The organism is Streptococcus sp. HMSC067A03 (genome assembly GCF_001814295.1).
GTDB lineage: Bacteria > Bacillota > Bacilli > Lactobacillales > Streptococcaceae > Streptococcus > Streptococcus constellatus.
The window spans coordinates 87,564-101,460 of sequence record NZ_KV815682.1 but is presented as its reverse complement, the minus strand read 5'-3'; the positions used below and the strand labels follow the sequence as shown (position 1 = coordinate 101,460).

Sequence of the window (13,897 nt, the reverse complement as noted above, 5' to 3'; positions counted from 1 at the left end):
GATGACTTCATTTCTTCAGATTCCACTTTTCCTCAACCTCTTAAGACGATAAACTTTCTAAAAATTTTTGCTTGATGAATTGTGCAGAACGAGCTAATTTTCATTTTCTTCTTCTGTTAAGTTGAACTTGTTCCAGAATTCCCTCACGTCCTACAATGGCTGGATATCTCAAATAGGTGTCTAATAGTTGATAATATACTGAAAATTTGTCCAGTAGATATAATTCATTATACTCAGAAATCATTAAAAAACAAGCATTTCCCAAAAACATGCAGAAAATTCACATATTTCTGGAAGACACTTGTTTTACAAAGTTTCTTCTTATCCAAAAAAGCTGATTCAAAATTTGAATCAGCCAACCTGTGTATATTTTTTATTTTAGCAATTCTTGAACTGGATCAAAAATGATACGTTCAATGTCCGCCAAGTAAATAGATAATTGCTGTTGTTTGTTGAAAAATTCAGTCAGAGCAGGATTTACTTGAATTTTTTCCCCAAAGGATTTCATCTTATCTTGTACTTCTTGCGTGAGCATTTGACCTGATTGTGCCATCGCTTGCAATTCTTGTTGAAAAGCTAGATAATCCTTTAAAAGAGCTTTCGCTTCACTATCAGCATCTACTGCTTTTTTACTTTCGACAACAGCTTTGTACTCAGGAAGGTCACGCAGAGTACGGCTAAGTTCATTTGCTAAATCATAAATATTTGACATAGTCTTCCTCCTTAATCTAAAAAGACTGGATAATGTGTCTTTTCTCTTATTATTTTAGCAGATTTTTCCAAATCTTCACGATTTTTAAAGGTGATTTGGAGAATTCCGTTAATGTCTTCACGATTTTCTTCGTTGATGTGAATGTTAACAATGGACGTTCCTCTTAGAAGTTCTAGGATACCTAAAATAGCGTCTTCTTCATCAGGAACATTGATAAAAATGTCATAAAAGCTATCCACACCAGCTCGTTTATGAATTTCCATAGCTTTTCGGACCTGCCGCCCATGTTGAAAAAATTTCCAAATTAGATCTTCATTTTTATTCTGAATAGCACTTGAAATGATATCTAATCGCTTCTTAAAATCCTCTATTCTCTCTAAAATAGCATCTGGATTGGTCAACAAAATCGAAGTCCACATGCTTGGCTCACTCTCTGCAATCCGTGTCATATCACGAAAGCCTCCAGCAGCGAAATGTTGTGTCATTTCGTGCTGTTGAGTATATGCAGCTGCTTGATCCATAAGACTCGAAGCTAGAATATGCGGAAAATGACTAATTTGGCTAGTTACATCATCATGCTCTTTGGCATCAATCTCGATAAACCGAGCATGCAAACCCGATAAGAGATCTTTCATTTCCTCTATCGTACCATCTTTCGTCAAATGAGACGGAGTAAAAATATAATAGGCATTTTCAAACAGATTCACATCTGCTGCACGAGCACCCGTTTTATGACTACCTGCCATAGGATGCGCACCTACAAATCGAATATCTTTCTCCCTTAGAGCTTCTTCAGCAGCAGCCACAATTTCAGCTTTGGTAGAGCCTACATCTGAGATAATAACAGCTTTTTTTAAATCTAGTATTGCCAATTGCCGGATAAACTCAATGGTTTGCTTGATAGGGATAGCAAGAATAATCACATCTGCCAGAGAAGCAAATTCAGCAAACTGGTTGGTCACTTTATCCACTAAGCCTTTTTCAAGGGCGATCTTTCTTGACTCTTCTCCACGATTATAGCCTAATATGATATAGTTTGGATGATCACGTCGAATTCCAAGTGCGATTGATGATCCAATCAAACCAAGACCTGCAATGTAAATAACTTTCTTTTCCATGCTCACTCCTTTACTTTGGCTCAATGATAAATCCTAGAATAATCGACACCAAAATAATAACCATAACAACTGCTGTGAAAATCGTATACATTTTATCTTTTGTTTTGACAAAAATGATAAATGTTGAAATCACTCGAAAAATCGGTGTCAAAATAAGCATAAAAGCCCCCAGCAACATAAACGTCACTGCATCAAAAATGGAATGACTCTTTACATAGGCAACTGGATTAAACTGTTCCAAATTTTTTAAAGAAATGACCTGCTGACCACTAAAAAGGTAAAGAATCAAGCCAATAAACATAAAAAGAATGGAGAGAAAAATTCCCGCTCGGAGAATCTTCCCCATGACCAAATCCAACTCTTCTTTTTCTTTTTGCATTTTATCTGTCATTGCATACCTCGTATAAACATCTGCACACCCAGAGCTAATAAAGCGACTAGAAAAATCCAGCGCAATACTTTTACAGGTACATAAGGCATGATGCGGCTTCCAATGAAAGAACCTGCTAAAACACCCAAGGCGATTGGTGTAACCAATACCGGGTTGATTTGTCCTATAAAAAGGTAAAAGATAGCTGAAGCCGTTCCTGTCACTCCCATCATAAAGTTAGAAGTTGCTGAACTAGCTTTTAAAGGCATTTTCATAACAGTATCCATGGCCAATACTTTGAAAGCACCCGCACCAATTCCTAAAAGCGCCGACATAACACCTGCAAAGAACATGACAACAGAGCCACCAGGGACATTGGTCACTTGATACTTGATTGTTTGATTGAGACCTTTGTCAAAATATTCACCATCAAGATTTAATTTCTCTGCGATAGCATCATTGTGACTCACATTCTGATTGTCCTTTTTATCATGAATCTTCTGGTACATATTAAATGCTTGAAAGAGCATGAGAGCGCCATAAAGTAAGAAAAGGACTTGTGAATCTGTTATCACTGATAACATAGCGCCTACAAAAGCTCCTAAAGTCGTAAAAATTTCCAAAAACATGGCAATTCGCAGATTGAGCATATCATCTTTGAGATAGGCAATCGCAGAACCTGAACTAGTTGCTAAAACTGCAATAATAGAGGCTCCTACCGCATACTTAATGTCTACTCCAAATAAGAGAGTGAGTACAGGCGTGATAACAATTCCGCCTCCAAGTCCTAATAAAGCCCCCAAAATTCCTGCAAAAATTCCAACCAAAGTCATCGTAAAAATATAGATGAGCATTAAAATCCTTTCACATAATTGCGGTATTGTTGAACAGCTTCTTTTAATTCTTCCAGATTATCCGAAGAGAATTTCTCCAAGACCTCAGTTGCAAGCACTGTTGCAACAACAGCTTCCATAACAACACCAGCAGCTGGAAGAGCTGTCGGATCGCTTCGCTCCACCGTTGCCTTATAAGGCTCATGTGTCTCAATATCAACGCTCATAAGTGGCTTGTAGAGAGTTGGTATTGGCTTCATCACTCCGCGCACTACGATAGGTTCTCCGTTGGTCATACCGCCCTCGAAACCACCTAGATTGTTAGTACGACGAGTAAAGCCGTCCTCTTTAGACCAGATTATTTCATCCATCACCTGACTGCCCTTAAGCCGCCCTGCTTCAAAACCAACTCCAAATTCCACACCTTTAAATGCATTGATAGAAACCACTCCTTGAGCAATTTTAGCATCTAGCTTTCTATCCCATTGAACATAGGAACCAAGCCCAACTGGCACACCACCGACAATGGTTTCAACAATTCCACCAATCGTGTCGCCATCTTTCTTTATCTGATCAATATAGGCTTTGATTTCTTCTTCTTGCTCTGAATTGACAATCGAAACTTCTGACCGACGAGCGCGTTTCTTAATTTCAGAAACGGTCAGATTTTCCGAAACCTCAATGTTAATACCACCGAAAGTCACGATATGACTAGCTACCTCAACTCCGATTTCTTCTAAAAGACGCTTAGCAATTGCTCCCACCGCAACCCGCATAGTCGTTTCACGCGCAGAAGAGCGCTCCAATGAATTGCGCAAGTCGTCAAAACGATATTTCATACCGCCGACCAAATCTGCATGACCCGGGCGAGGCCTGGTTATCTTACGCAGTTCTTTTTTTTGGTCATCCACATCTGCCACATTCATAATGTCCAACCATTTTTGATGATCCAGATTTATCACATTGAGCGTAATCGGACCGCCCATGGTTCGCCCATGCCGAACACCAGAAGTAATTTCCACTTTGTCACTCTCTATTTTCATACGAGCTCCACGACCGTATCCGCCCTGACGGCGTTTCAATTCTGCATTGATATAGTCAGCTGTCAAAGGAAGCCCAGCTGGTATCCCCTCAATGATAGCTGTTAAACGCGGTCCATGTGACTCCCCAGCAGTTAAATATCTCATTCCGTTACCTCATCTGTTGTTGCTATTTAGCACTTACTTTTCTAAATAATCTTTCATTTCTTCTAAAGGAATCTGATGAATGGCTGCCCTGCCTAATTCTGGAACAAGAACCAATTTAATTATCTTTCCTCTAGCTTTCTTATCATGAAGTAAAGCTTGATAGAGTTCTTCCTGACGCCAAGGTTGGTAATCAGTCGGGAGACCAAACTTACAACACATCTTCTCAATCTCTGTGGTTATTCCCTTAGGCATTAGTTTTTCTTTTTCTGCCACGCGCGCAACCTGGACCATTCCAATAGAAACAGCTTCTCCATGCATGACTTTTCCATAACCTGCAGTCGCTTCTACTGCATGACCAATAGTATGCCCAAAATTTAGATAAAGACGCACTCCATTATCAAGTTCATCTTCTACTACTAATTTTCGTTTGACATTGCAAGAATGATAGATGATACTTTCTGCGTGCTCTAAAATAGACTCTGGACTACCGTCCATATCAGCCAGTTCCTTCCACAACTCTACATCTTCAATCAAACCATACTTGATAACTTCTCCCATACCTTCAATCAGCTCCCGTTGTCCCAAAGTTTTTAAAACATCTGGATCAATCAGAACTCCATCTGGCTGAGTAAAAGTTCCCACCATGTTCTTTGCCCACGGTGTATTGACACCCGTTTTCCCACCGATTGAAGAATCTACTTGAGCAGTCAAACTAGTCGGTATCTGTACAAAATGAACACCCCGCATATAAGTTGAAGCTGCAAAACCAGCTAAATCACCAACCACGCCACCTCCTAAGGCTACAATACCATCGCTACGGGTCAATCCAACTTTTGCTAAAAATTCATAAACGTTAGTAACTGTTGTTAAATTTTTACTGGCTTCACCTTCCAGAAAATTAAACACAAATACTTCAAAACCTGCAAGCTCTAAACTACGTTTGACTGTTTCGGCATATAGACTTGCCACATGATTATCAGTGATAACAACAAGCTTTTGAGCTGACCACAAACTTGCCAGCCATTCTCCAGCCTTTGCTAAAATCCCCTTTTCAATGATAATATCGTAAGGATGATTGGGGAGGTTCACATTTAATTTCATAGGCAACTCCTTAATTGTACTTCTGTTCCAATGCCTGCCAAATTTCCTTAGTTGGCATATCTTTTCCTGTCCACAATTTAAATGCTTCTGCAGCTTGATACAGTAGCATACCTAAACCATTAACGACTTGCACATTTTGTTTTTTTGCCCATTTTAAAAATGGTGTTTCAAATGGCTGATAAATCACATCCGCCACAAGGAGTGATTTTGATAAACGAATAGTGTCGGGGACCGGTGATGTCTTTTCGTCCATCCCTAGACTGGTCCCATTGACCAACAAAGCGGAAGCATTAAGCTTTTCTTGCAATAATTCTCTTTGTTCTAATGGTAACACTGAAATTTTCGTGCTAGCTGCCTGCTGAATTTGTTTCATTTGCTGTAAAACACGCTCAAAAGAAGTTTTCCTCGTAAACACAAAAATCTCATCAGCACCTTCTAAAACAGCTTGTACAATAATGGCTGTTGCAGCTCCACCAGACCCAAGTATAAGCATTTTTTTGCCTTTGATGACAAAAGATGGCAAGCTCATAAAAAATCCCTTACCATCTGTATTATAACCAATTAATTTCCCGTTTTGATTTACGACAGTATTCACTGCCCCTATCATCTGTGCAGCCGGTGTGAGCTCATCTAAAAAAGGAATCACAGCCTGTTTATAAGGCATAGACAAATTGATTCCAAACATATTATAGCGGCGAATATTTTCAACAGTCGTTTTCAAGTCATCTTCTGAAATTTCCCAAGCTACATAAACTCCATTAACGCCCGCTTGCTCAAATGCTGCATTATGAATAAAAGGAGAAATACTATGTTTGATTGGATTGGCAACAACTGCCGCTAAACGAGTATAGCCGTCAATTTTCATTCAAAATCTCCTGAATTTGTTTCATATTAGCAAGAGAAATTTGCCCTAGAGCACTAGACTCATCTAAACTAGCAAAAGACCAGCTTGAGCCTGTCAAATCCGCTGTTATTCGTGAAATTTTTCCAATTTGTCCCATAGAAATCGTCACAAAATCCTGATCTGGATTCAATGTTTTAAAGCCACGCGTATAATTCATCAAATCCAATACATCTTGCTCACTATGCGCCATAACAGAAACTTTTACTACTTTTGGAGTCAAACTGGTCAATTCGGATAAAATTTCCATCATATTTTCAGGCGTTTCTTCAAAATTGTGATAACTCAAAACAAGATTTGGAAAATCCAACATTTCCTCAAATCTATCTTTATGAGAAAAATATTCAAAATCAATATAATCGGGTTGATATATTGTTGAAACTTCCTTAATGATAGAAATATATTCATCATCCGTCAATTCAATCTTTCCACCCTCCCCAATTGTTCTCAGAGTGAAAATCAATTCACGACCAGCAAATTTTTCAAAAATAGCAGGCGCAACAGTCAGAATATCATCTTTTGCTAAAAAATCAGCGCGCCATTCAATAATATCCGCGTCATTATAGCGCAAACTATCAATATTTTGCGCTTCTTCTAAATTTTTAGGCATCACTGATACGACTAATTTCATTTGTCCACCTTAATGGTAAATACCTTGAGGTAATTACTTCTTTCATCTTTCTTATTATAAGTAAAATCTGCTGGCAAACCGTATTCTTTCAGATAACGGTGCTTGCTTCCTGCAAAACCTTTTTCAATTTCTTTTTTAAACTTACTACGTGAAATATTTGCGGCATTCGTACTAGCAATAATCATTCCGTGAGGATTTAAAATTTCTAAAGACTGAGCAATCAACTTATGATAGTCCTTAGCCACTGAAAAAGTTTGTTTTTTATTTCTTGCAAAACTCGGCGGGTCTAAAACAATCACATCATAGGTCAGACCATGTCGCTTTGCATATTTAAAGTAGTCAAACGCATCCATCACAAAAAATGTATGATGACTCAGATCCAAACCATTCTCTTTAAAATGCGCTTCAGATAGCTCACGACTCCGTTTTGCTAAATCGACAGAGGTCGTCTGACTTGCTCTTCCTATGGCTGCCGCAACCGAAAAAGCTGCCGTGTAAGAAAACATATTTAATAGAGACTTGCCAGTTGCTAGACCATCTGCCAGGCTACCACGAACCTCATGCTGGTCAAGGAAAATTCCTGTCATCAAGCCATCGTTTAGAAAGACTTGATACCGAACACCATTTTCTAAAATAGTGAAAAAAGCCGAAGCCTCCTGCCCATACAAATGAGCAGACTCAACATCTAATCCCTTAAATCGAATTTTCTCATACGCTCCTGCAACTTCTGGGAAAACGTGTTGAAACGCTTGAACAACGGTCTCTTTCATTTCGTAAACAAAGAGATTATACCAAGAAAAGACAGCATAGTCTTGATACAAATCTATTGTAAAACCGCCAAATCCATCTCCTTCTTGGTTAAAAAGACGGTAAGCTGTCGTCTCTTCAGATTGTTGATAAACTTGTCGTTTTTCTTTAGCACATTGGAATAGCTGACAGAAAAACGAGACATCTAAAGTTACTTTCTTATGTGAAATAAACCACCCAATCCCTTTGTTTTGCTCCGATAAGTATCCGATGCCTATAAATTGTCCTTTTGTATTTGCCAATTCTACGGCTTGATCATGAAAAGGAAGAGAAGGGAAATCTTGTTTTTCTAAAACAAATTGTCCTTTTTTTATCTTTTTTTCGGTGTAAGAAGGAATCGTAAGCTGTTTCATAAACTCTATTATATCAAATGTTATGAATTTTCTCAAAAAAATGTACTGCTTATTACAAAATGATTGCAAGAAAATGGTGATTTGTAAAACTTCTATTTATTTTCAGTCTATAAAAGTTCTACTCTGTTTTTTATCTGATAAAAGCAAATGCGACATTTTAAATTACCTACTTAAAACGAAAATATGTTATACTTAATAGTGAAAATTTTAGGAAATAAGACAAGGAAGTACAATTTGTGAAAAATATGACTAGGAAGATACTCAACTTCATGAGTACAAGACTAGGTTTTGTCTTGACCTTACTGACTCTTTATTGGCTTAAAACCATGTGGGCCTATTCTGTTGATTTTAATCTTGATATTCAAGGTGCATATCAAGTCTTTCTCGCTATGATCAATCCTATCCCATTAGGGTTGTTATTAATTGGGCTAGCGCTTTACATTAAGAAAACCAAGATTTTTTATATTCTAGCCTTTTCTCTTTACACTTTATTGTTTGTCTGGCTCATTTCAAACTCCATCTATTATCGAGAGTTTAGTGATTTTGTCACTGTCAATACTATGCTGGCTTCAAGCAGTGTTTCTGCTGGTCTAGGAGAAGCTGCGCTTGAATTATTTAGAGTGAGTGATTTGATTTACATCATTGATTTTCCAATTTTAGGTTTTCTTTTTTATAAAAAATGGATTCGATTGGATGACCGTTCTTTTAATAAGCGAGCTAGCTTTGCCATTACCGCACTATCTAGTATGCTCTTTTCTGCCAACCTCTTTTTGGCAGAAATTGACCGACCTGAATTGTTAACGCGCGGTTTTTCAAATTATTATGTTGTCCGTGCATTGGGCCTACCTGCTTTTCTTGGGTATAGCGCCAATCAAACATATAGTGCCAATAAAGAACGCTCCAAAGCAAGTGCAAATGATTTGAAGCCTGTTGAAGAATATGTCAAGTCACACTATGCGGAGCCAAATAAAGAATATTATGGTATTGCTAAAGGAAGAAATGTCATCTACCTTCACTTAGAAAGTTTCCAACAATTCCTGATTGATTATAAATTGAAATCTGAGGGTAAAGAATATGAAGTAACACCTTTCCTTAACTCACTTTACCATTCAAATTCAACTTTATCCTTCTCCAACATCTTTAATCAAGTCAAAGCTGGGAAGACTTCTGATGCCGAAACCATGTTAGAAACTGGATTATTTGGACTCAATCAAGGTTCTTACATGGTAAACTATGGTGGAACAAACACGCAGCAAGCTGCTCCATACATCCTTTCAAAAAACGGTTATAATTCTAGTGCTGTTTTCCATGGAAATGCTGGTAGCTTCTGGAATCGAAATACCACCTACAAACAATGGGGATATAATTATTTCTTTGATGCAGCTTATTTCTCCAAACAAAATAAGACCAACTCTTTCCAATATGGTCTGAATGATAAGATTATGTTCAAAGATTCCATTAAATATCTTGAACATTTGCAACAACCTTTCTATGCAAAATATATCACCGTTTCTAATCACTATCCTTACACTACTAGTTTGATTGGTGATGAGACTGGCTTCCCGCTTGCGACAACAAAAGATGAAACCATTAACGGCTATTTTGCAACAGCAAATTATCTGGATTCTGCGGTTAAATCATTCTTTGATTATTTGAAAGCGTCTGGACTTTATGAAAATTCCATCATCGTACTGTACGGAGATCACTACGGTATTTCAAATTCTCGCAATCCATCACTTGCACCACTACTTGGCAAAAATTCTGAAACTTGGTCTAGCTATGACAATGCGATGCTTCAAAGAGTTCCTTACATGGTAGTGATTCCTGGAATGACAAAAGGAAAAATTGTCAATACTTACGGAGGACAGATTGACCTCTTACCTACTTTGGAACATTTGCTCGGTATTGACTCCAAACAATACTTACAAGTTGGACAAGACTTATTGTCACCCAAACATCAACAAACTGTTGCCTTTCGTTCATCAAATTATTTCGTGACTCCTAAGTATACAAGCTACAGTGGACGTACTTACTATACTGAAACAGGGCAAGAAATTACCAATCCTGATGAAACAACCAAAGCAGAACTTGAAAAAATTCGCAACACAACTAATGAACAGTTGAAGATGAGTGACTTGATTCAAACAGGAGACTTGCTTCGCTTCTACAAAGGAAATAATTTAGGAAAAGTGAATCCTAAAGACTATTCTTACACTAATTCACTTAAATCATTATTGTCCATTGAGAAGAAAAAAGACACCGAATCTACAAGTCTTTATAGCAAACGCGGTGGAAATTCAACTGTTGATTTGTTCAATTCACCAAGTTATCGAGCTCTTCATCCGGAACAATTTGAATCAACCAGTAGTAACAGTTCTTCCTCATCGACAGAAGAATCAAGCTCTTCATCTAAATAATTAAAAATCCCATACAAGAAATTTAATGGCTTGTATGGGATTTTATAATGGAATGAAACATTTAATCAAGAAACGTTTTGATGACTTGATTAACACGATCAAAATAAAACTGCTCTTTATCATAAGTGATACCGGTTGCTTGTGCTAGCAAAATCAATATTTCCATAAAAAATTGAGAAGAAAACCCGGTAGTGGAGTACAATTCTTCTTCATCAAAATGCTTAATCAAATGTGCCAAAGGATTTCGAACAGATTTCTCCAACTTTCGCAACTCTTTGACCATTATCTTGACTTGCTCTGACAAATCCAGTAGCAAAATCAAACTGGCTAGACTGGAAGAATGAACCGTGCTTTCGGCATGAAAAGTGCTCAAAATGGGGTGCCCTGTATTTTTCATCTTTTCAAAATTCCAACGATCGTAACTTGCTTCTCGAGAATTATGAATATAAGATTCAATATCAGGAATTTCCATCTTGATCAAACGCATAAAAATCCGATAAATAGCTGGACTAACGGCACGAATAAAATCAATCACTTGTTCATTTTTAAGCTTCGCTTCTAAATCATAGAGATAATTTGCTAATTGCTCATCTTCCTCAGACTCATGACAAAAAAGTTGAAAATCATTTCTAATTTCCAACTGACATTCCATAGCAGGGCGGATATTTAACTCTCTCCGTTCTGCCATAATATACAAAAGTTCAATTAGCTTTGATCCTGCATCGTTCAATCTTTGAGCTAATTTATAGGCATGAGCATAATCATAGCGAGAAATAGCATACACTATCTCTTCTTTTAGATCTAAATTTCCAAGCATCACTCTGAAATAATCGTTTCTAAGCCGACTTTCATCATATCTGTGAAAGTCGTTTGTCGTTCTTCTGCTGTTGTATCTTCATCTGGATTCACCAAGCTATCTGAAATAGTCATAATACCGAGTGCTTCAACATTATATTGAGCAGCTAAATAATAAAGAGCTGCCGCTTCCATTTCCACAGCCAGAACCCCCATTTTACCAAGTTCGATATTTTTTTCACCATAGTTTGAATAGAAAACATCTGACGATAGGACATTTCCAACATGCGTTGTCATACCAAATCCCTTAGCAATATGATAAGCCTTATCCAACAGATGAAAACTTGCAATTTGCGGAAAATCATATTGAGGCCAATCATTACGAATGATATTTGAATTTGTCGCTGCTGCTTGCGCCAACACCAATTCACGTACATGAACATCTTTATTCAACGAACCAGCAGTTCCTACACGAATTAAACGTTTCACACCATAGTTCACAATCAATTCATGCGCATAGATAGAAATGGACGGAATTCCCATTCCAGTTCCCATCACACTAACACGATGACCTTTATAAGTCCCTGTATAACCAAACATGCTGCGAACTTCATTGAAACACACAGCATCTTCTAAGAAATTTTCGGCAATAAATTTAGCACGAAGTGGATCTCCAGGTAGTAAAATTTTATCAGCGATTTCGCCTGGTTTTGCTGCAATATGGATTGACATAATTAAGATACCAAACCCGTAAAAATCTGAATCAAAAACAATCAAAGTTATCAATTTCTTAAAAACTTTTTCTTTTCAGAATGGATTTTGTACAGGTTTTATTCCTTTCGTTTTAATTGATTATAGAAAAGCGAAAATAAAGCAAGCTCCACTCTCCTTTTCTTCTAAATTTTAGTTATTTTTACAATTCTGCAAGGATTGCTTTTACAAGTCCTTTGAAGTCTTCTTTGATTCGTTCAGTCACTTCCACCACTTCTTCATGGTTTAGCTCGCTTTGGAAACCAGCTGCAAAATTGGTGATAGCAGAAATTCCCAATACTTTCAAGCCTGAGTGGGCTGCCACAATTACTTCTGGAACAGTTGACATACCGACAGCGCTAGCTCCTAAGGTTTGGAAAGCGCGGATTTCAGCTGGCGTTTCATAGGTTGGACCGGTAACACCCAGATAAACTCCTTCTTTCAAGTCAACACCTAATTTTTCGGCTACAGCATGCGCTTTTTCACGATAAACTTTTGTATAAGCATCAGACATATCTGGGAAGCGTGGTCCAAATTCATCCAAATTCGCTCCAATTAAAGGATTTTGTCCAGTTAAATTGATATGATCTGAAATAGCCATTAAAGTGCCAGGACCATATTCAACCCCTCCGGCAGCATTTGTGACAATGACACCTTCACAGCCTAGTGCTCTCATCACACGAACAGGGAATGTCACCACTTCCATCGGATTTCCTTCATAAAAATGGAATCGTCCTTGCAAAGCTAATACTTTCCGACCTGCTAAATCACCATAGACCAATTTACCGGCATGCCCCACCACTGTTGAGCGACCCCAATTGGGAATATCCGCATAGTCAATACTGACAGCATTTTCAATCTCACCAGCTAATTCTCCCAAACCAGATCCGAGAATCAAGCCAAATGCTGGTACAGTAATTCCTTTGTCTTTTAAAAACTGTGCTGTTTCGTTAATTTTATCCATTAAATTCATATCATTTCTCCTCACTCTTATCATTTATTTCCCTTTTAGCATTTTGTCTGTAAGGGTAGTGAAATATTAAGCTATTTGTGACATTTGTTAGAACAACTTATTTATATACTCTAACATTTTTACTTTCATAAAAATCAGCATTTAATGTAGTACCAATTCAGTCTGAATCCATGACAACAACATGAAGATAATTCCATGTGACATAAAATTTTACTCTCCTTTTTATTTTGCTTTAGTTGATTTTAAAATTTGCACGCCATTTTTTCCAGCAACAATGACCATATCCACCATTTGATTAAAGAGTCCATGTTCCACAACACCGACTACATGATCTAATTCTCGCCCAAATTCAACTGGATTTTCAATCACACCTAAGTCAAGATCGATGATAAAATTCTGCATATCAGTGACATAGCGCTTGCCATCTTTTTCACGAAATGATGGTTTGTAGCCTGCATGTTCAAAGCGACGAAAAAGCTGTTCTGCACCATATTGCACCACTTCTACCGGTAATTTGAACGCACCTAATTCATGAACCATTTTACTTTCATCCACTACCCAAATGTATGTCTTTGTTGGAGTTGCAACAACCTTTTCCATAAGCAGGGCGCCACCGCCACCTTTGATACCATTAAAGTCAACGTCCACTTCATCAGCTCCGTCAACTGTCACGTCCACTTCTGCTACTTCATCAATCGCTTTCAATGGAATTCCCAAATTTCGAGCTTGTTCACTTGTCTCACTTGAAGTAGTGACAGCAGTAATATTTAACTGTTCTTCCTTGATACGGCGGCCAATTTCTTCTACAAAATAATAGGCAGTCGAACCAGTGCCTAAACCAACTACCATTCCATCTTTCACATATTCTGCAGCTTTGATTCCTGCCATTTTTTTGAGGTTTTCCATTTTTACTCCTTTAATCAATCTGCTTCTAGTATACCATGATTTA

Annotated in this window: 14 protein-coding genes and 1 pseudogene; 1 reads left to right on the top strand and 14 read right to left on the bottom strand. The window is 37.7% G+C overall.

What is annotated here, in order from left to right; all coding sequences use genetic code 11:
• Positions 1-100: 100 nt before the first annotated feature.
• From HMPREF2963_RS09625 to HMPREF2963_RS08235, 10 genes and pseudogenes are all read right to left on the bottom strand, one after another.
• A pseudogene (locus HMPREF2963_RS09625) lies at positions 101-202 on the bottom strand (L-lactate dehydrogenase); the annotation flags it as partial.
• A 171-nt stretch (positions 203-373) separates the two neighbouring features.
• Positions 374-712, bottom strand: a complete 339-nt coding sequence (locus HMPREF2963_RS08275) for a YlbF/YmcA family competence regulator (protein WP_070669376.1) — start codon at positions 710-712, stop codon at positions 374-376.
• Positions 713-723: 11 nt separating this feature from the next.
• Entirely contained in the window at positions 724-1,830 is a 1,107-nt protein-coding gene (locus HMPREF2963_RS08270) for a prephenate dehydrogenase (protein ID WP_070669375.1), read from the bottom strand.
• Between the two features lie 10 nt (positions 1,831-1,840).
• Entirely contained in the window at positions 1,841-2,221 is a 381-nt protein-coding gene (locus tag HMPREF2963_RS08265; protein ID WP_070669374.1) for a DUF1634 domain-containing protein, read from the bottom strand.
• A complete protein-coding gene (locus HMPREF2963_RS08260) occupies positions 2,218-3,054 on the bottom strand; it encodes a sulfite exporter TauE/SafE family protein (protein WP_070669373.1) in 837 nt (278 codons plus the stop codon). Before HMPREF2963_RS08260 ends, HMPREF2963_RS08265 begins: the two co-directional genes overlap by 4 nt.
• A complete protein-coding gene (gene aroC, locus HMPREF2963_RS08255) occupies positions 3,054-4,220 on the bottom strand; it encodes a chorismate synthase (protein WP_070669372.1) in 1,167 nt (388 codons plus the stop codon). Before aroC ends, HMPREF2963_RS08260 begins: the two co-directional genes overlap by 1 nt.
• Before the next feature lie 33 nt (positions 4,221-4,253).
• Positions 4,254-5,321, bottom strand: a complete 1,068-nt coding sequence (gene aroB, locus HMPREF2963_RS08250; RefSeq protein ID WP_070669371.1) for a 3-dehydroquinate synthase — start codon at positions 5,319-5,321, stop codon at positions 4,254-4,256.
• Positions 5,322-5,331: 10 nt separating this feature from the next.
• Positions 5,332-6,186, bottom strand: a complete 855-nt coding sequence (locus HMPREF2963_RS08245) for a shikimate dehydrogenase (RefSeq protein WP_070669370.1) — start codon at positions 6,184-6,186, stop codon at positions 5,332-5,334.
• Positions 6,176-6,853, bottom strand: a complete 678-nt coding sequence (aroD, locus tag HMPREF2963_RS08240) for a type I 3-dehydroquinate dehydratase (RefSeq protein ID WP_006268264.1) — start codon at positions 6,851-6,853, stop codon at positions 6,176-6,178. The genes HMPREF2963_RS08245 and aroD overlap by 11 nt, the downstream gene beginning before the upstream one ends.
• Entirely contained in the window at positions 6,850-8,013 is a 1,164-nt protein-coding gene (locus HMPREF2963_RS08235) for a class I SAM-dependent rRNA methyltransferase (protein ID WP_070669369.1), read from the bottom strand. Before HMPREF2963_RS08235 ends, aroD begins: the two co-directional genes overlap by 4 nt.
• 245 nt (positions 8,014-8,258) lie before the next feature.
• On the opposite strand from HMPREF2963_RS08235, the gene HMPREF2963_RS08230 reads away from it, so the two are divergent.
• A complete protein-coding gene (locus HMPREF2963_RS08230) occupies positions 8,259-10,430 on the top strand; it encodes an LTA synthase family protein (protein WP_020997944.1) in 2,172 nt (723 codons plus the stop codon).
• Between the two features lie 61 nt (positions 10,431-10,491).
• Here the strand turns inward: HMPREF2963_RS08230 and HMPREF2963_RS08225 are convergent, their stop codons facing one another.
• The 4 genes from HMPREF2963_RS08225 to rpiA form a co-directional block, all read right to left on the bottom strand.
• Complete coding sequence (locus HMPREF2963_RS08225; protein ID WP_037596626.1) at positions 10,492-11,247, bottom strand: hypothetical protein; 756 nt, start codon at positions 11,245-11,247, stop codon at positions 10,492-10,494.
• Complete coding sequence (deoD, locus tag HMPREF2963_RS08220) at positions 11,247-11,957, bottom strand: purine-nucleoside phosphorylase (protein WP_070669437.1); 711 nt, start codon at positions 11,955-11,957, stop codon at positions 11,247-11,249. Before deoD ends, HMPREF2963_RS08225 begins: the two co-directional genes overlap by 1 nt.
• Before the next feature lie 181 nt (positions 11,958-12,138).
• Positions 12,139-12,948: a purine-nucleoside phosphorylase gene (locus tag HMPREF2963_RS08215; RefSeq protein WP_048800604.1), complete on the bottom strand. Its 810-nt coding sequence runs from the start codon at positions 12,946-12,948 to the stop codon at positions 12,139-12,141.
• Positions 12,949-13,170: 222 nt separating this feature from the next.
• Entirely contained in the window at positions 13,171-13,854 is a 684-nt protein-coding gene (rpiA, locus tag HMPREF2963_RS08210; RefSeq protein WP_003068551.1) for a ribose-5-phosphate isomerase RpiA, read from the bottom strand.
• Between the last annotated feature and the right edge of the window lie 43 nt (positions 13,855-13,897).